We start from the raw sequence: 18306 nt of genomic DNA on the forward strand, positions 1-18306 counted from the left end.
CAGGGTCCGGCCGAGGTGTGACCGGACGGCCAGTGCGACGGAGGCCTTGCCCTAGCCCGAGTTGCCGCGCACGATCGCGAGGCGTGCCGCCTCCGATCCGCCGGGTGCCATCGGCAGCAGTCTGGGCAGCGGGACCGTCACGACGATTCCCACCGCGCGGTGCGTGGCTAGCGCTGCGTGTCCTCGCTTGGCCACCAGCGCACGGTGCCGTCGATGAGGTCGGCGGTGTGCTCCGGCGCGTCGTCCGGGTAGTTCTCCCAACGTGATTCGCCCGGCCCGTCATGGACGCGGATGCCCTCGGCGTAGGTGGCGAAAAGGAAGGCTCCGGCGGTGCCATGGGGACGCTGGTGGACCCAGTCCGGCATCGCGGCGGCAGGCAGGTTCTGCTCGATCCAGCGGCGGGCCTCACCCTCGGTGGCGGCGTCGTGTTCGGCGGCACAGGCGACGTTCTCGTCGTCGCGGCGGCCACGACTGGCCCGGCTGATACGAGGTCCTGCCGCCCCACGGTTGCTCGATCCCGTCACGGTGCCTCGCATCTGCCGGATCCGCGCTCATTCCAGGGGCATACCTCGGCCCAGGCCGGCGAAACGCGGCCGTCCCGGAGCAGCACGCTTGTCGGGACAGCCTGATTCCTCGCCGAGCAGCGGTCCGGGCGCGATCTTTCGCCGTCTCATGACAGTTCAGCGCGATCCGGCTCGGGCAGATAACGCACAGAATCGCACTCGAGAACGTACGCGGTCAGCCTGTTCCGGCGACATCCAAACCTGACAGGGATGCGGCCCGCGCCGGTCGCTTTACCTGGCACAGCGGTACAGAATCCGGTTGCCGCCGAATTCGCTCACGATCGGCAAGGGCTTCGTGCCGCCGCCGTATGCGGCGGGCGGCACCGTCGTGCAGTGCTGCCGTGTCCACTTGTCCCGCTCGGAGATGTTGTTTTCGTCGCCGGCGATGCCGCTGCCGGACGAGCGGAGTTGTTCCGACTTCGGGTCGAGTCCGAGCACGAAGGCCAGCTTGCCCTTCGCCTGCCAGGCGGACAGCTGCGCCGCGGTCGGTGTCCGGTCCAGGCCGACGTATCCGCCCAGCGCGACTGCGTTGACCTCGGTGTCGAGCAGGAACGGACCGGTGAGCACGGCCCCGCCCTCCACGGCCAGTTCTATCGGCGCGCCGTTGGCGTGGGCATGCACATAGTCGGCGATCTTGCGCCATTCCCCGGGCAGGTCGGCCTCGTCCAACCGGAACCCGTTCGGCATGGTGCCGGTGCGCAATGCGTGCAGCACTCCTGGACGGTCCAGCAATCCCTGCTGGGGAGCAGGTTCCGGCGAGGCGGCGAACTCCTGCAGGTCGCCGAAGATCGACCCGGGCGGACCGGCGCTGGGCAGTGAGCCCCCGCCGAGCCCCCGGCCGGTGTCGCCTGCCTTGGCCGCCGACCACACGGCCGGTGCCAGCAGGGCGGTGATCAGGCCCAAGGCGACCGCGGGGCGTTGCACCGCTCTCGCTCTGGATCGCCCGATCAGCAACCCCGAGACAGCCGGGATCGCGAGCGCCGCAACCGCGTAGCCCACCCAACCGTGCCAGTCAGGTTCACGGTTCACCAGCACCCACGCCCATACCGCGGTGACCGCGAGCCCGGCGGGCAACAGGAACCAGAACGGCCCGGGCTTCCGGTAGAGCGCCCACAGCCTGACCGCGCCGGCGGCGGCCAGCACCGCGACGGCCGGGGCCAGCTGAGTGGTGTAGTAGGGATGGAAGATTCCCTCCTGCGAACTGAACACCGCGCTCAAGATCACCAGCCAGGAACCCCACAACCACCAGCCGGACCGTCCGCGAAGATCGGCGGGTTCCCGGCGGCGAAGCCGGACCGCGCCGGTGACCGCCACGACGATCAGCACCAGCACGCACCACGGGATGAGCCAGCTGATCTGCCCGCCCACCGAGGCGTTGAACAACCGGGCGGGTCCCGGATCGCCGCCGAACGGCGAAGGCACCCCGCCCGACAGCTCCGGTGCCTGGCTCGCGGCGGGATCGCCGCCGCTCCCCAGGCCGACGATCCTGCTGAACCCGTTGTACCCGAGAACCAGATCGAGCGCTGAACCGTCGCTGCTGCCCCCGACGTAGGGCTTGGGCCGCGGCCATAGCCCGGTGAGCGCCACCCACCATGCCGAGGACACCAGCAGCACCACCCCGGCGACGAGCAGATCGCGGATTTTCCTGCCCCAGCCGGTGTCGCGCGCGGCGGCGTAGGCCAGCGCCACGGCGGGCACCGGCATCCAGCCGGCCAGCATCTTGGTGAGGAAACCGCACCCGAGGAAGAAGGCGGACCAGGCCAGCCATCGGGTGGCCTGGCGATCGGGAATCCCCGGTTCGACGGCGCGCGTCACCGCGTAGGCCGACGCGACGGACCACAGCACCAGCAGGGTGTCCGGGTTGTTGTCCCGGTTGATCGACACAGTCGCCGGAGTCAACGCCAGCACCAGCGCGGCCAGCAAGGCCACGTTCTCTCCTGCCCAGCGACGCACGGCACGATGCAACAGGAACACCGCTGCCGCGCCTTCGAGCACCTGTGGCAGCAGCACAGCCCAGCCGTGGAAACCGAACACCCACACCGTGAACACCTGCGGCCACAACGCCATCGGCGGCTTGTCCACCGTGACCGCGCCGAGAGGGTCGTACGCGCCGAACAGGAAGTTGGTCAGGCTCTGCGACATCGACTTCGCGGCGACCGAGTAATAGGCGTTGGCCCAGCCCTCGTCACCGATACGCCAGGCGTAGAGCACCACCGACAGCGCCACGATGCCTGCCAGCGCGCACTCCGGCCAGCGCACCGGCCAGCGGACCCTGCGCTGGGCCGCCGGGGCGGACTCCCCCGTGGACGATCTGCCGATCGTCGCGCTCATGCTGTCACCTCTTCGATCCGTCGAGCTGGACGAGGGCGCCGACACCCACACGCCACTCAGGGGCGGCTTCGAGATCAGCAGCGGCAATTACCGCGACGTTCGGCGAGCCGCCACACCGCAGTGCGAAACCTGGCTCTTCGTTAACACCGCACCGGCGGCGCCTCACCGCGGCGAATTCCCCGGGCTAGACGGTGCGGCCGGCCACGTCGGCGCTCCAGTCTTTGGCTGTCTTGTTCGCACCGCGCGCCGCGGCTTCGGACGGGACGATCGGGGTCGCCGATTTACGGCCGAACAACACGTCCATCGGTTCCTCGATGTCGCCCGCGTAGCCCATCGCGAAGCAGCCCTGCTGGTACCCGATGATCCGCAGCACGTCTTCGGGGTAGCTGCGAGCCACATCCGGGGGCGACACCAGGTACTGGTTCTCCTCCTGCCGCACCCAGCCCGAGCAGTAGCTGACGATGAGGCCCTGGCGCACCGCGTCGGTGGTGTTGTGGCCGCCGCCGTGGACGACCTTGCCGGAGAAGACGAACACCGAGCCCTTCCGCATCTCCACCGGCTTGAAATCCGCCGGGTCGACCTCCTCCGGAAGGACCGGGTCGCTGCCGGGGGCGACGAGCGTGGCTCCGTTCTCGGCGGTGAAATCGGTCAGTGCGAAGAAGAACTGGCACATCACGTGGTGGTCCGCCGCGAACGGAAAGAAGTCCCAGATCAGCTCGTCCTTGTGCGGTTTCTGTGCCACCGAGCCCGGATACGCGCTGATCAGCTGGGTTTGCGACAACTGGATCTCGGTGGAGCTGTCGAGAAGTCCCCGCGCCACGGCAAGGCTCAGCGGGTGCACTACGAGGTTGCGGCCGGCTTCCGACCTCGCCACCAGGCTGCCGGTGCGCTTGGTGCGCTGGCCCGCGAAGGCATCCGGCCCGAAGGGGGTGGCCTCGATGTACGGAGCCATCTCCTCGATCAGCGCGTCGACCGTTTCGGCCGGCAGCACGTCCTCGACGATGGCGTAGCCGTTCGTGCGAACGCTTGCCAGTACGTCTTCGGTGCTCGCGGTGTTGGCGAATCGGTCGGCGAGAGCACTCTTCATCGTCATCCTCCCGTCTCAGGTATTGCCTGATTACATTATTCGTCACCAGTCCGGGCAGCTGACCGCTATCGGTGCCGACGTCGCAGTTGTCCGATAATTTCAAATTCGTTCGCATTGTCGGCCTGGAGCCGCTTGAGAAATACCCCGAAGCGGCCCGCCACCCGAGGCGAATGCTTCCAGAAAAAGTGCCAGGCAAGTAGCCGCATTCAGGTGTGATCCACACCATAGAGCAAAGGTGGCCGATCTGCGCATTTCGACGGAATTCTTATCAGGCGCGATAGCCTACCCCCGGCCTCGCCAGAGTCAACGGTTCGCCGCGTACGTGCACGAAGAGGCAGGGACGATTTCCCTTTTGCGCAAAGAACATGCGGCACAGGCCTGGCACACTTTCGGAGGTTGACGGTGCCGCAGCGGGTGTCGATACTTGAGGGCGACGTCAAGAGCAGCCGCGAAGCCGCTGCCATCCGCCTGGCATTGCGAGCGGAATCAGCAGGATCGGCCCAGCTCCGACTCCCGCGACACTTTCTATTAGTCGAATACCTGTCCCGGCAGCGCCATTCATTGCTGCAAGAAATGCATTCGCACGACAGCGTCGGCAGCTTTCCTGAACTCATCGGCAAACCGTATGGAGGCAAGACCGTGACCTTGGTCGGCACTGAGCAGAGCACTGTGTCGTTCGACGGCGAAACCCTCAGCATCGGCGACATCCGCAACGTCGCGGAGAACCACGCACCGTGCACCGTGCGCCCCGAAGTGCTGGTCAAAGCAGCGAAGAGCCGGCACCAGTTCGAAGCAATCGTCAAGACCGGCGCCGCCGTCTACGGCGTCACCACGGGGTACGGCGAGATGATCTACATGCAGGTCGAGCCGTCCAAAGAAGTGGAGCTGCAGACCAACCTCATCCGCAGCCACAGCGCCGGGGTCGGCGCGCTGTTTCGCGAGGACGAGGCACGAGCCATCCTGGCCGCCCGGCTCAACGCCCTCTCCCGCGGCTACTCCGCTGTGCGGCCGGAGATCCTGGAGCGCCTCGCGCTCTACCTGAACCGCAACATCACCCCCGCGATCCCGGAAATCGGCTCCCTCGGCGCCAGCGGAGACCTGGCGACGCTGTCGCACATCGCGATCACCCTCATCGGCGAGGGGTACGTGCTGCGCGGCGGCCAGCGGGTGCCGACCGCCGAGGTGTTGCGCGAGCACGGGATCACTCCGCTGGAGGTGCGGTTCAAAGAGGGACTCGCGCTGATCAACGGCACCTCCGGCATGACGGGGCTCGGCTCGCTGGTAGTGGGCCGGGCGCTGGACCAGTTGCACCAGGCCGAAATCGTCTCCGCGCTCGTGCTGGAAACGCTCAAGTGCTCCACCAGCCCGTTCCTGCCCGAGGGCCACGAACTCGCCCGCCCGCACCGCGGCCAGATCGACTCGGCCGGCAACCTGCGCGCCCTGCTGGCCGGCAGCGAACTCGCCGTAGCCCACTCCGACCTGCGCAAGGAGGTGGAGCAGCGGCGCGTGGGCGAAGAGGTCACCCGCACGGACGTCTACCTCCAGAAGGCCTATTCGCTGCGAGCGATCCCCCAAGTCCTCGGAGCGGTCCGCGACTCTCTGCGCCACGCCGCCAGCACGCTGCACACCGAACTGAACTCCGCCACCGACAATCCCTTGTTCTTCGAAGGCAAAGAGGTCTTCCACGGCGGCAACTACCACGGCCAGCCGGTCGCGTTCGTCATGGACTACACCACCATCGCGCTGACCCAGCTCGGCGTGCTGTCCGAACGCCGCAGCAACCGCCTGCTCAACCGGCACCTGAGCTACGGCCTGCCGGAATTCCTGGTGGCCGGCGACCCCGGTCTCAACAGCGGTTTCGCCGGCGCCCAATACCCCGCGACCGCACTGATCGCCGAGAACCGGACCATCGGCCCCGCCAGCACACAGAGCGTCCCCTCCAACGGCGACAACCAGGACGTCGTCAGCATGGGCCTGATCGCCGCGCGCAACGCCCGCCGCGTGCTGCAGAACAACACCCGCATCCTGGCCCTCGAATACCTCGCCGCGGCGCAGGCGGTGGATCTGACCGGCCGCTACGAAGGTCTGAGCCCGGCGGGCAAGACCACCTATCAGACGGTTCGCTCCCTGGCTCCGATGCTCGAAAAAGACCGCTACATGTCCGACGAACTGGAACTGGTGGCCGAAGCCGTCTCCAAGGGCCTGTTCCTCGACGCGATCAAAGCGCTGGACATCCCGCTGCGCTGAGGCCAGGAAGCGGCAGCGGACGGCCCACGCGACTCCGCGGACGGAGGATCGATATGACACCACGGCAAGCACCAGCGGTCTTGGACGCCGCGTTCGACGCGCGGGTGGACCCGGACGAACTGGTCCGCGCGGCCATGCAGTGGCACTTCTCGCCGGAGACCGGCACGCCCTTCTGGCTCGACCGGTTGCCGCGGCTGGGCTTCGACCCGCGCACCGAGGTGCGCACCATGGACGACCTGAGGATGTTTCCTCAGCTGGTCGACGAACTCCGGCGAGTCCCGATCGAGGATCTGATCCCCCGTGGCTACGGCGGATCCGCCGAGATCATCGGCGTGTTCGAAAGCGGCGGCACCACCGGCCCGCCCAAGCGGGTGCTCTACTTCGCCGACTGGATGGAACGCGAAATGGCCGGTGCCATGCGCGCCATGGACGAGCGGGGTTATCCCCGGAACGTCAACTGGCTGTCGATGGGCCCCAGCGGGCCGCACGACTACGCCGAGCTGACGGCGCAGCACGCCCGCCGCAGGGGCGGAGTCCGCTTCGCGGTGGACTTCGACCCTCGCTGGGTGCGGCTGGGCCTGCGGCAAGGCCGCGCCGAGGAGATCGAGCGGTACCTGGACCACGTGCTCGCGCAGGTGGCCGACGTCCTGTCGACGCAACGGGTCGGAGCCGTCCAGGCCCCGCCGCCGCTGCTGTCCAGGCTGGCGCGCGACGAACGCCTGGCCGACCTGGTCCGCAGCCAAGTCAAGGCGATCACCTGGTGCGGCACCAGCATGGACAGCGACACCCGGGACCTGCTGCGCGAGGACGTGTTCCCCGGGATCCGGGTGTACGGCCTCTACGGCAGCACCATGGCGCTGGGCGCGGCGTTCGAGCGGCCGTCGACCGACAACGGGGATTCCGTGTTCGATCCGCCGTCGGCGAACGTGACCTACGAGGTCGTCGACCCGGCCGCCGGGAAACCGGTCGCCGTCGGCGAGACGGGGCGCGTGGTGATGCACCACGTCAGCAAATCGGCGCTGCTGCCCAACAACCTGGAACGCGACGTGGCCCGGCGGGCGGCCGAGCCCGACGGCCAGGTCAGCCACTCGGTGGCCGACGTGCGGCCCGTGGAGGAGTTCTCCGGCGTGCCGGTGATCGTGGGGGCGTACTGATGAGTCCCGCCGCGGGCGCCGATCTTCACCTGATCGACGCGCTGGGCGGTGCCGGACGCTACCGGGCCAACCGGCGAGAGGTCGTCCGAGACGTCACGGGCACGCCGGTGGCCGAGCTGACCCTGGCCCCGGCTCTCTACATCGCCCGAACCATGGACAAGCTCAGGTCGGCGCCGGCCACGGCCGCGGCGTGGCCGCCGGAGCTGCGCGCCGAGCGGCTGAGATCCGCTGCCCGCCACTTCGCCGACGGTGTGCTTGCCGGGATCGCTCCCGACGAGCACCACCGGCTGGTGGCAGGGACCACGGGCGTGCCGGTGGCCGTGGCCAGGGCCGCGGCCGCGACGATCGCCGACGTCGCGGCCCACGCTCAGGACTGTGTCGAACTCGCTCGGCCCGCCGGTGCGCTCCCGTCCGGCGCTCGGGCCGGGGAAACGGGACCTGCCGGTCCCGTCGTGGTCTGGCGCCGCCGGGGCCGGGTGTTCAGCGTTCAGGCCTCCGGCAACCACCCGGCCGTCCATTCGCTCTGGCTGGAATCGCTGGCCCTGGGCTACCGGGTGGCGGTGCGCCCGTCACGACGCGACCCGTTCACCGCGTACCGGCTGGTGCTGGCGCTGCGCGCGGCCGGATTCCCCGACGACGACGTGCTGCTGCTGCCCTGCGACCACGCCACAGCGGGCGAACTGGTCCACGGCGGCGATCTGGCCATGGTCTTCGGCGGCGACGAGGTGCTCGCACGCTACGGCGCGAGCGGCAACCGCACTCCGATCCTTCCGCAGGGGCCAGGCCGGGTGAAGGTGCTGATCACCGGGGACTGGGAACCGCACCTGGAGGTCGTCGCGGAGTCGGTCGCCGGGCTGGGCGGAGTGTCGTGTCTCAACACCACCGCGGTACTGGTCGAGCACGATGCCCCGGGATTCGCCCGTGCACTGGCCGAGCGGCTGGCGCAGGCAAAGCCGCTGCCGCCCGAGGACGAGGCCGCGGAGCTGCCCTGCACGTCGCTGGCCGAAGCACGCGCGCTGGACGCATTCCTGCGCGCAAGCGCAACGGGAGCCACACCGGTCCTCGGCGGCGACGGGATAGCGCACGACCTTGGCGACGGCAGCGCCGCGCTGCGCCCCGCGGTCCATTTGCTGGCCGACCCCGGGTCGGGACACCTGGACATCGAGTTGCCGTTCCCGTGCGCGTGGGTGGCGCCGTGGTCCGCGTCGCTCGGCGTCGCGCCGCTACGGCACTCGCTGGTTGTCGGTCTGGCAGCGAAGAGCGACGCCATGGTGGACGACTTGGTCGCCGAACCGTCCGTCCGCAACATCTACGGCCTGGACCGTCCCACGTGGTGGCTGCCGCCCGGCGTGCCGCACGACGGGTTCCTGGCGGAATTCCTGATGCGCAGCACCGCGGTGGCCCGGTCCCGATGAAGACTTCCCCGCTGGAGAAAGGAGAGGCGCAGTGCGTGCCGTTGTCGTCCACGGTCCCGGCGACGTCCGGGTCGAGCTGGTCCCCGAACCCAGGATCGGACATCCCGCCGACGCGGTCGTGCGGGTGGTCGCGGCCGCGGTCTGCGGCTCCGACCTCGCCGTGCTGCGGGGCCGGTCGCCGCTTCCCCGCCCGATTCGCAGCGGCCACGAGTTCGTCGGGGTCGTCGAGGAGGTGGGCGGCGGAATCGGCCGGCTGCGCCCGGGGCAGTTCGTCATCGCTCCGTTCAGCACCTCCTGCGGCGGCTGCGCCCACTGCCGGCGAGGCGTGACCATCGCTTGCGACCGCGCGCAGCTGTTCGGCGAGATCAGCCCGGACGGCTCCGTCCTGGAGGGCGGGCACGCCGAACTGGTCCGGGTGCCGCTGGCCGACACCACCTTGGTGGCCGTGCCCGGTTCGCCCCCGGACGACCTGCTGTCGCCGTTGCTGTCGCTGGCCGACGTCATGCCGACCGGGCACGAAGCCGCGATGTGCGCCGGGGTCGGTCCCGGATCCGGCGTGGTGGTCGTGGGAGACGGCGCGGTCGGCCAGTGCGCGGTGCTGGCAAGCCGCAGGCTCGGCGCTGAGCGGATCGTGGTGATGTCGCGCGATCCAGGCCGGCAAGCGCTGGCCCGGCAGCACGGAGCGACCGACGTGGTACCCGGCCGGGGCGACGCGGGCGTCGCGGAAGTCCTCGACTTGCTCGGCGGAGGCAGCGGCCATGTCGTGGAAGCCGTGGGCACGCTCGAGTCGATCCGGCAGGCGATCGGGTGCGCGCGGCCGGGCGGGCGAATCGGATACGCGGGTTTGCCCTGGGACGTGACGTTGCCGCTGTGGGAATTGTTCGGCAAGAACATCACGCTGTCCGGTGGCGGCACCAGCGTGCGGACGCATCTGCCCGAACTGCTGGCGGAGGTGTTGGACGGCTCCTTGAACCCGAGCGCGGTGTTCGACGCCGAGTTTTCCCTCCCAGACGCGCCGAAGGCCTTTCAGCTGATGGACTCCCGCGGGTGCGTCAAGCCGGTCCTGCGTCCGTGACGATGCCGGATCCTGGGAAGGAGGGCGCGGCGATGAGCGCCGGATCCGCGAACCAGCTCAAGAAATCGGCGCTGGGAACGCCGGGCATCGTTTTCTTGGTGGTGTCGTCGGCAGCACCGCTGGGAGCCACGCTGGGAACGGCGCCGGTCGCCTTCGCCGCGTCCGGCACGGGGGTGCCGGGGATGTACCTGATCGCCACCGCCATCCTGCTTCTGTTCGCCGTCGGCTATGCCACGATGGCCCGCTACGTCACCAACGCGGGCGGTTTCACCGCCTACGTGTCCCTCGGTTTGGGGCGGCGGGCGGGCGAGGCCGCCGCGGGGATCGGCCTGCTGGCCTACAACTGCATGCTGGCCGGCGTATCCGGCCAGTTCGGCGAGTTCGCGCACGACCTGCTGGCCCGATGGGACCTGCGGCTGCCCTGGCAGGCCCTCGTGCTCGTGGCGCTCGCCATGGTGGGTGTGCTGGGCTATCTCGAGGTGGACCTGTCCAGCAAGGTGCTGGGCGTTGTGATGATCGCCGAGGTGCTCATCCTGCTCGTTTTCGACATCGCCGTCATCGGAAGCGGCGGAGCACAAGGAATCGACCTCGACGCCGTCGACCCCGCCGCCGTCTTCGCCAAGGCACCCGGCGTAGCCCTGCTGCTCGCCTTCACGTGCTACATCGGTTTCGAGGCGGCAACCGTCTACGGCGAAGAAGCCCGCAATCCCCGCCGTACCGTTCCTCGCGCCACCTACGTCGCCGTGCTGCTCATGGGAGCCTTCTACGCGGTAACGATCTGGGCCATCGGCCTGGCCCACGGATCGGGAGCGGTGGCCGCGGACGCCGCCGCGGACCCGGTCGGCTTCGTCACCGCTGTCAACGCCGCCTTCGTCGGACGGCCGGCCACCGAGCTGATGCAGGTTCTCGTCGTCACCAGCCTGTTCGCTGTGCTGCTGGCCGTGCACAACACCCTCACCAGGTACCTGTTCTCCCTGGGCAGAGGAGGCTTGCTGTCCGCTTCCCTGGGACGAACTCATCACCGGTTTCGCAGCCCTCACAAGGCAAGCCTCGCCCAGAGCGCCTTCACCCTGCTCGCGCTGTCCGCTTTCATGATCGCGGGCGTCCAGCCCTTCGCCCAGCTCTACCCCTGGCTCGTCGGCCTCGGGACCCTGGCCGTCCTTCTCTTGCAGGCCACCACTTCCGCAGCCGTCATCGTCTTCTTCCGCCGCCGGGAACACGGCTCCCGATGGCAGACCCTGGCCGCTCCCCTGCTCGGCGGGCTGGGCCTGCTCCTGATCATCGCGCTGGCCGTCGCCAACTTCGACATCCTCACCGGGCTCACCGGCCCGGCAGCCGTCCTGCTGCCCTGGCTCATCCCGCTGGCCGGCATCCTCGCCTTGCTGGCCTCCGCCTGGCACGCCCGCCGCGGCCGCCCCGTCACCCTGACCACCTCGCGGCCGGCTGAACCGCCGTCCTCGGACCGCGGACTGTCGGCGACGCCTGTCCTCGACACCGCACCCGACGACGGCAGGCGCCCCTGACGCCCCCGCGCCTCCACGCGGTCGAGGTCCTCCGTTCAGGCACCGGAGGCATCGGCGACATCGGCCTGCAGCACGGGCGAGGAGCCGACATTGAAGCACTGCGATGAGGCGTTTGCGATGCGCGAGGCCTAGACGTTCGCACCCAATTGGTTTGGCTTGAGCACAAGAACTCCCTGACAACCTTGTGCGAGGACAGTCGAGTCCGTCGGCTGACGCCGAAGTTCGGGCGCGCTGGAACCTGTCGGGCACAGATCGCGAACTATGTGATGCACACTGCCTGCCTCCGCAAACTGGCGAATCCATCGGCGCAGAAGAGAACTGACCACATCGAGAATGCCTTCTCCGTCCAACGCCGTCGAACAACGTGATCGTCGGGTCGACACTCAGTCCGCTCAAGCGGTGTTCGCGCCGGACGGCGCGATCAGGCGGAAGCTCGTTCCAGGTACCATACTTCGTCGATCATAGCCAGCCCTCCCTTGAGAGACGCAGACCTCGACACAGTCCGCACCACCGTAGAGCCTCAAGCGGGAACCACAGTTGAAGGCGGCTGATTCGCGAAGGCCGCCCGAGTCGCGCAGGGCGCGGAACCAGCTCCCATTAGGCCAGCCGTCAGCGCAAGCATTTTATGTATTCCAGCATCCCATAAATCATCAATCTTCCGCGACGGCACCGGGATCGGCCAAAATTTGTTGTGCACGGCCCAATGGCACCTCCGGCCGAGGATACGCGAGGGCCGCGAGTGTGGCCGGGACGGGATCCGAGACCCGGCCACTATGCGGAGCCGTCTGCGATCCGGGACCGCGACGAGGCCGGCGTTTTGCCTGTTCCCCCGCGCGGGCGGTCGCTAAACCGCCATCGCACAGAGCGGGGAGGCCATCACGGCACGCCTCACTGCCAGTCTCGCCGATGCTTGGAGCCGAGGCCACCCGGTCGACAACGACGGGACAGCGCTTCTCATGGGAGAGTCCGGTCTCGGCAGCTCCGGCCTGCGCGTGCGCGAATCGCCACGACGAGCAGGTGCTCATCACCGGCGCGCTGCTTCGCGCAGCGATCTGACGGGTGATTGGCCTGCCACGGGAACCGGCACCCTGAACCGCACCGTCGGGAAACAGTCGGTCCGGGCGCGTCGCGCCGGTGCACAGTGCGGATCGGGCAGCGACCGACGCGTCTCCTCGAATTCACCGGCCCAAGGGCCGGGACAGCACGGAATACACTGCAGACGGAAGACAGCGTTCTTTTTTCAGAGGCGACCCGCTTCATCGGTCCTCAGCGGGAGAATTCGGCGCGAGCCGAGATTGTCCTCCGCCGCCTCGCACGAAAGCGGCCGGACGAGCCGAAGAGGCATTTCAGTTACCCGTTTTCGCTTCCCTATCTCGCTTTGCGCACAAACGGGACAATATGAATTGACCCGAATGTCGGGGCCTCTTTAGCGTATAGGCGAAATCAGGTTTTCTCGTCTGTCGATCGTCGTGGGAGGCCTGTGATGCCAGTGCGCCCGCGCCGGACGGCGCGGGGCCGGCCGGCGAGAGGGGAAGCAGTGCGACGAGATCGTGGTGCGGCGACGCGCGTGCAGCAGCGACGGGGGTGGACCGCGGCCGTGCTCGCGGCGGTCACGGGACCGATGGCCTTGCTGGCCGCGACAGTGACCGGCGCCCCGGCAGCGGAAGCCGTGGACGGCGACGGTGCCTCGCCGTTCGCCTCCTACAACATAGACGGCACCGACAACGGTACGGCGTGGCTGTCGGACGTCGCGCGAATGGCGACGACGCATGCCGTGGTGGCGGTGCAAGAGGCGGGCAGCGGCCCGCCGGGGGCGGACTACCGGCCGGGCGGCACCGGCCAGGTCATCGACCTGCCGCGCCGCCGTCGCCCGCCCTCGCAACCCAGCAACTACAGCGTGGTCGACTGGAACATCGGCACCGAGTCGAGGGGCCTCCACCGCTACGTGTACTTCCTGCAAACCGACCCGCAGCGCGACGGAGCCTCTCAGACCGACAGATGGAACGGCGGGCGGACGAACCTCGCGCTGGTGACCGACACCGAGGCCGACGAGGTCCGGGTGCTCGAAAACCCCACCTACGATCCGCGCCCGCACGCCCCTAACAACCGCTATCGGGCGCGGCCGTTGTTCGGCCTGCGGTTCGGCAACACCTGGTACTGGAACGTCCACGCCCGGGGCGAGGACGTGCAAGGGCTGCTCGACCGGGTGCGCGGCGCCGTGGGCGGCTTGCACTGGGTCATGGTCGGCGACTTCAACGTGAACATCCTCGGCCAGAGCGACGACCGGGCGCGCGACCAGTCTCTGCATCTGCACGCCGGCGAAGAACTCGTCCGCACGGGCCGGCCGACTTACATCAACGCCCGCAGGGAGGACTCCGAGCTGGACTACGCGATCACCCGCGGGCTGCCCGGGCGATTCGCCGCGACCATCCCGCGCGGCGGCAGAGCAGACCACACGCCCGTGGAGTTCAGCCGGAGCCCAGAACTGGAAGGGCGGGATACGACGTCGCACGCCTACAGCACAGAGCTGGCCACCCCGACCGGTTCCGCGCTGCAGGAAAATGCCGATCACTCGTTCGTGCTCGCACCGGCCAACTTCACCGACTCCCAGACCTCCCAGATGTACACCACCCCCGGCCTCACCCACTACCTGCGGTTCCCCGGAGGCTGTCCGTCCATCGCGCCGGGGGCCCGCCGCGACACCGCTGTCCGGATCGTCGCCGGTCCGTGCAGCGATCCCCGCGCCCAGTGGCGCATCCACCAGCCTGCCCCGGACCCCGGTCTCAACCACGACAACAGCGGACCGCAGCTCTGGCAGAACGTCGCCGACCCGACGCTCTGCCTGACCGCAGCCGGCGCCGCGGTCACCGCGGCGCCCTGCGGCCAGGACGCCAGCCAGCGATGGTGGGACAACGCCGTCCGCGTCAACACCGCCTGGCACGAACTCGCCGCGAACGCACGTCTGCAATCCGCCTGGTTCGACGCCCGGATCTACCGCCGCGGCGCGGTCCCCGGCACCAGCATCAGCTCCGCGCCCAGACCGCCCTCGTGGTGGTGGATCTACTGGCTGACCGGCCAGGAGAAGAAAGACTTCGGCTGGACCATCGAACAGGCCGCCCCCGGCGACAACCTGGTCCACATCCTCAGCCTCGACGGCGAGGGCCGCTGCCTGGGCACCAAGGACGAACACGCCGGACCAGACGCAGTGGTCCCAGCCCTGCTCCGCGCGTGCGACGACGACCGCGGCGTCGACGCCGCCGGCCAGCGCTGGATCGCCGAAACCTACGCCGACGGCACCACCCGATACCGCAACGAGGCCAACCACCTGTGCCTGCTCGGCCCGGACGGCACCTCCGGCGATGTCCGCCTGGCCAGCTGCAACGACATCCCCGCCGAACGCTGGAAGACCGTCAACCCCTGACCGCCGCGCCGTGCGCGGGTGAAGGCGGCGGGGTCGGCAACCCCACCGCATCACCCGCACACGGCCGGGCCGTCATGCAGCGAAACGCGCCCGTCGTCCGACACCAGGATCATGAGCACGGTCCACGGCAGGTTCTCGCGCTGGCGCGGCGATTGCTCGATGAAATCGACAGCGAAGCGCTGGCCGTGCCGATCGACCTCCTCGCGCTGCAGTCCCCTTGCGGACCAGCGGCGTGGTCAGCCGGTCCGGCGAGACGTTCGCCTGCCACCCGAAAGGGTCCCTTCGGATCGAGCCGCCCGCGGTCGACCTGGTCGTCGGCGCGGCCCCGAACGCCGGCGATCCGCCCGTCGCCGCCAGCGATGTCCAGTCCGCCCCCGCTGGAATGCAGCACTGCGGCGCTGCGGACCCACTCCTCGACCTCCTCTGGCCGACCACGTTCGAGAAGCGGCTGTCGACCCGTATCGGCCACGCCCCGCCCGGCCGATACGGGGCTACTGCTGCCCCACGGTTGCCTGATCCCGTCGCGGTGCCTCGCCCCCTGCCGGACCCGCGCTCACCCCCGGGACATACTCCGGCTCATTCCGCTGAAACGCCGGCATTCGCCGCGCCCGACCGACAGCCGCGCCACCTGACCGGCCAGCGGCCCGGAGCACGCGGGCGCCCGGCAACTCCGCATGGCCTCTCCTGGCCGCGCCCCCTGCTGTCGTGAGATGCGGACGTCGTTCCACAACCAACTCGACAGCCTCACCGGCCAGCTCGCGCAGATGCGCGATCTGGCCGCGCACGCCATGGAGAAGGCGACCCAGGAACTGCTCGACCGTGACCTTCCGCTGGCCGAAGACGTCATCAGTCACGACGCCGACACCGACGCGATGCGGTTGGCCAGCGAGGAAAAGGCACACGCCTTGCTCGCGCTGCAGGCTCCGGTCGCCGGCGACCTGCGGTCGATCGTGACCTTCGTTCACGTGAGCGAAAAGATCGAGCGGATGGGCGATCTCGCCCGCCACGTCGCCGAACAAGTCCGCCGCCACCCGGACGCCGCGATCCCGGGCGACACCCGCGACAGCTTCGGCGAGATGGGGCGGCTGGCAGTGGTGAGCGCTCGCGCAGTCCGGCAGCTGATCCTGACCGGCGAAGCACGCTACGCCGAACTCGAGGACGCCGACGATCTCATCGACCGCCTCGAAGGACACTTGCTCGCGTCGGCGAGCAGCAACGACTGGCCTCACGGCGTCCGCGCAGGAGTCGACGTCGCGCTGTTGGCCCGGTTCTTCGAGCGCTACGCCGACCAAGCGGTGTCAGTCGCTCGAGTGACGTGCAGCGACCAGGTGCCGTCCGGCGGTACCAGAAGATGCACAGGACGATAAGCAGGGCGGCGGCGGCAACCTCGTCAGCGGCGTCCAGCACGGTCAGGGCGCGGGTGATGGCGAGCAGCGAGCGCCGCGTCACGGCGGCCGCCTGCGGAGCGCAGCCTGGCCCGTCGCGGCGAGCGCTATGCCGGCCAGGGAGGTCTGCGCCGTCAATAGTGCAAACCTCCCTGGCCCGCCAGGGAGATCCTCGTTTAATGCTATTTTCTCTTTTTTGCCAATATCAACGAGGCAAGCAAAAATATCACAACACCGGCCAAAACAAGAATAATTCCTATCAGGTTGGCCTGTTCGCCGGACCCTGGGTTCTCCTGCAAGAAGATGAAGAGAGAGGCAAAGATCGCAAGAAATGCACCGATGATCCCAGTCATCACAACAATGCTTTTCTTCTTCATTATTCTCCTTGCCAGGGGTGATCCGGACCGCGGTGACACGGCTCGCTAAGTTCCCTCCCCGCCCGAGGGTGGCAATCACGGCATGGCCGGGCCGCTGCTTACCGAAGCAGAAGCCCGGCCGCGCAGTGTTTTCCCTACTGGCCTTTTCTTTTTCGCATACTTCGAATTATGGCAATTAGCGCGAGCAGTATCGAGATAATTCCGACTATTATTCCAATTAGCGCCGTATTCGTCATCGGCACGGCGAATTGTCTACCGCTAAACCACTAGCGCCCGCACCAGCTAACCTGGCAATCGACAAGCCCACTCCTAGCATGTCTTCGGCTATAAACGCTGCGGCAAGTCCCACTGCTCCTCCTATCAGACCAACACCAATAATGGCCACTCCGAATATCGCATCCGCACAACCGTTGTTTGCTGATTTCGCCCCGGTGGGGTCGCTGTTGTTGATGGGGTCGTCTTGGGCGTAGGCGTAGTGGTTGGTTTCTTGTCCGGTGGGGTCGGGGGTGAGGAATCGGCCCCAGCCGGGGAAGTACCAGCGGTAGCCCAGGAGCATGTCGACACCGTACTGGTATTGGCCGACGTAGTGGATCGGGTTGTCTGCGGCGTTGGGTCCGGTGGCGGTGTTGCCGCCGTAGGGGTCGTAGCGGTAGGTCGCGGCGACGGTGCCGGTGGTGGAAATGAGGGCGACGACGCTGCCTTGGTAGTCGGTGACCACGTTGTAGCGCGCGCCGGCCCCGGTTTTCTCGGTGACGATCGCTCCCCGCGGGTCGCGGGCGAGGCTGGTGCGGGCGCCGTTGTGGACGGCTTGGGTGAGACCGAGTGCGGTGGTGGTGAACCGGTCGGTGGTGGTTCCGCCGCTGGTGGTGTAAGCGAGCTGGCGGGGTTGAGTCTGGTCGAGGGTGTCGTAGCTGGCGGCGAAGCTGTTACCGGCGGCGGCGCTGCCGGAGACGAACTGGCCGGTGTCGCTGTAGTTGTTGGTCTCAGTCGGGTTGCTCGACCCGGTGAGGTTGCCGGCGGTGTCGTAGCTGCGGGCGCGGCCGTCGTTGACGAGCTGGTCGGCGGCGTTGTACGTCAGGTTCGCTGCGCCGAGTTTGGTGATGTTGCCGGCGTTGTCGTAGGAGTAGTTGGTTGAGCCTGCGGTCTTGAGGCGTTGCAGGGAGTCGTAGGTGTAGGCGGTGGTGCCAGTGGCGTCGGTTTTCGACTGCATCTGGTCGGAGTCCGCGCCGCCGGTGCGGGTGTAGCTGTAGCTGGTCTGCAACAACTGTGTTCCCGCGGAGTTCTTGACCGTCAGGCTGGTCTGGCGGCCGGCGTTGTCGTAGCCGAAAGTCGTGGTCTGCCCGAACGGGTCGGCCAGCGAGGTGAGCCGGTTCGCCGCGTCGTAGCCATAGACCGTCTGGCCGCCGGGATCGGTCGCGGCAGTGAGGTTGCCGGCGAGGTCGTAGCCGTAGGCGAGGTGCTCGTCCGGGCTGGCATCGTCGCTGCGGGTGTCGGACAGCAGCTGCCCGCCGGTGTCGTAAGCGAAGACGTGAGTCGCGGTGGCGGTGTCTCGGCGGGTGAGGCCGCCGTTGTTGTCATAGGCCGCGGCCTGCAACACGACGCCATCGCGGTGGCGGGTCACGGACACGACGCCGTCGAGTTTGTCGTAGCCGTAGTCCAGCCGGATCCACCGACCCTGTCATGATTTCCGTGTAAGCCACGGATGGTTTCTTCTTTTATTCTAGTGGA

The 18306-nt window shown here is 68.4% G+C and carries 12 protein-coding genes; 7 read left to right on the forward strand and 5 right to left on the reverse strand.

Going from position 1 to position 18306, the window contains the following annotated elements:
- Positions 1 to 167: 167 nt before the first annotated feature.
- The 3 genes from ACFORO_RS41495 to ACFORO_RS41505 all read right to left on the reverse strand — a co-directional run bounded on the left by ACFORO_RS41495 (position 168) and on the right by ACFORO_RS41505 (position 3981).
- The gene (locus tag ACFORO_RS41495) at positions 168 to 536 is read right to left on the reverse strand and encodes a hypothetical protein (protein WP_377875829.1); all 369 of its coding nucleotides are present in this window, start codon (positions 534 to 536) and stop codon (positions 168 to 170) included.
- 258 nt (positions 537 to 794) lie between these two features.
- A complete protein-coding gene (locus tag ACFORO_RS41500; RefSeq protein ID WP_377875825.1) occupies positions 795 to 2894 on the reverse strand; it encodes an ArnT family glycosyltransferase in 2100 nt (699 codons plus the stop codon).
- A gap of 184 nt (positions 2895 to 3078) precedes the next feature.
- Entirely contained in the window at positions 3079 to 3981 is a 903-nt protein-coding gene (locus ACFORO_RS41505; protein ID WP_377875822.1) for a phytanoyl-CoA dioxygenase family protein, read from the reverse strand.
- Between the two features lie 639 nt (positions 3982 to 4620).
- On the opposite strand from ACFORO_RS41505, the gene cmdF reads away from it, so the two are divergent.
- The 7 genes from cmdF to phoU all read left to right on the forward strand — a co-directional run bounded on the left by cmdF (position 4621) and on the right by phoU (position 16183).
- On the forward strand, positions 4621 to 6228 hold the full coding sequence (gene cmdF, locus ACFORO_RS41510) for a tyrosine 2,3-aminomutase (RefSeq protein WP_377875819.1): 1608 nt from the start codon (positions 4621 to 4623) through the stop codon (positions 6226 to 6228).
- A gap of 53 nt (positions 6229 to 6281) precedes the next feature.
- The gene (locus ACFORO_RS41515; RefSeq protein WP_377875817.1) at positions 6282 to 7382 is read left to right on the forward strand and encodes an AMP-binding protein; all 1101 of its coding nucleotides are present in this window, start codon (positions 6282 to 6284) and stop codon (positions 7380 to 7382) included.
- On the forward strand, positions 7382 to 8797 hold the full coding sequence (locus tag ACFORO_RS41520; RefSeq protein WP_377875815.1) for an aldehyde dehydrogenase family protein: 1416 nt from the start codon (positions 7382 to 7384) through the stop codon (positions 8795 to 8797). The genes ACFORO_RS41515 and ACFORO_RS41520 overlap by 1 nt, the downstream gene beginning before the upstream one ends.
- Positions 8798 to 8828: 31 nt before the next feature.
- Positions 8829 to 9872, forward strand: a complete 1044-nt coding sequence (locus ACFORO_RS41525) for an alcohol dehydrogenase catalytic domain-containing protein (protein ID WP_377875813.1) — start codon at positions 8829 to 8831, stop codon at positions 9870 to 9872.
- A 32-nt stretch (positions 9873 to 9904) separates the two neighbouring features.
- A complete protein-coding gene (locus ACFORO_RS41530; protein WP_377875811.1) occupies positions 9905 to 11395 on the forward strand; it encodes an APC family permease in 1491 nt (496 codons plus the stop codon).
- 1537 nt (positions 11396 to 12932) lie between these two features.
- Complete coding sequence (locus tag ACFORO_RS41535; protein ID WP_377875809.1) at positions 12933 to 14816, forward strand: endonuclease/exonuclease/phosphatase family protein; 1884 nt, start codon at positions 12933 to 12935, stop codon at positions 14814 to 14816.
- 710 nt (positions 14817 to 15526) lie between these two features.
- A complete protein-coding gene (phoU, locus tag ACFORO_RS41540; protein ID WP_377875806.1) occupies positions 15527 to 16183 on the forward strand; it encodes a phosphate signaling complex protein PhoU in 657 nt (218 codons plus the stop codon).
- Positions 16184 to 16383: 200 nt separating this feature from the next.
- Here phoU and ACFORO_RS41545 read toward each other — a convergent pair whose 3' ends face one another.
- Together ACFORO_RS41545 and ACFORO_RS41550 are read right to left on the reverse strand one after the other, a co-directional pair.
- A complete protein-coding gene (locus tag ACFORO_RS41545; protein WP_377875804.1) occupies positions 16384 to 16578 on the reverse strand; it encodes a hypothetical protein in 195 nt (64 codons plus the stop codon).
- A gap of 232 nt (positions 16579 to 16810) precedes the next feature.
- On the reverse strand, positions 16811 to 18205 hold the full coding sequence (locus tag ACFORO_RS41550; protein ID WP_377896755.1) for an RHS repeat-associated core domain-containing protein: 1395 nt from the start codon (positions 18203 to 18205) through the stop codon (positions 16811 to 16813).
- Positions 18206 to 18306 lie beyond the last annotated feature (101 nt).

The organism is Amycolatopsis halotolerans (assembly GCF_042647905.1).
In the GTDB taxonomy this organism is placed as follows: Bacteria; Actinomycetota; Actinomycetes; order Mycobacteriales; family Pseudonocardiaceae; genus Amycolatopsis; species Amycolatopsis halotolerans.

Excerpts from the sequence above, each read along its gene's own strand:
- ACFORO_RS41495 (WP_377875829.1), bottom strand. The coding sequence starts at position 536 with ATGCGAGGCACCGTGACGGGATCGAGCAACCGTGGGGCGGCAGGACCT.
- ACFORO_RS41500 (WP_377875825.1), bottom strand. The coding sequence starts at position 2,894 with ATGAGCGCGACGATCGGCAGATCGTCCACGGGGGAGTCCGCCCCGGCG.
- ACFORO_RS41505 (WP_377875822.1), bottom strand. The coding sequence starts at position 3,981 with ATGAAGAGTGCTCTCGCCGACCGATTCGCCAACACCGCGAGCACCGAA.
- ACFORO_RS41515 (WP_377875817.1), top strand. The coding sequence starts at position 6,282 with ATGACACCACGGCAAGCACCAGCGGTCTTGGACGCCGCGTTCGACGCG.
- ACFORO_RS41520 (WP_377875815.1), top strand. The coding sequence starts at position 7,382 with ATGAGTCCCGCCGCGGGCGCCGATCTTCACCTGATCGACGCGCTGGGC.
- ACFORO_RS41530 (WP_377875811.1), top strand. The coding sequence starts at position 9,905 with ATGAGCGCCGGATCCGCGAACCAGCTCAAGAAATCGGCGCTGGGAACG.
- phoU (WP_377875806.1), top strand. The coding sequence starts at position 15,527 with ATGCGGACGTCGTTCCACAACCAACTCGACAGCCTCACCGGCCAGCTC.
- ACFORO_RS41545 (WP_377875804.1), bottom strand. The coding sequence starts at position 16,578 with ATGAAGAAGAAAAGCATTGTTGTGATGACTGGGATCATCGGTGCATTT.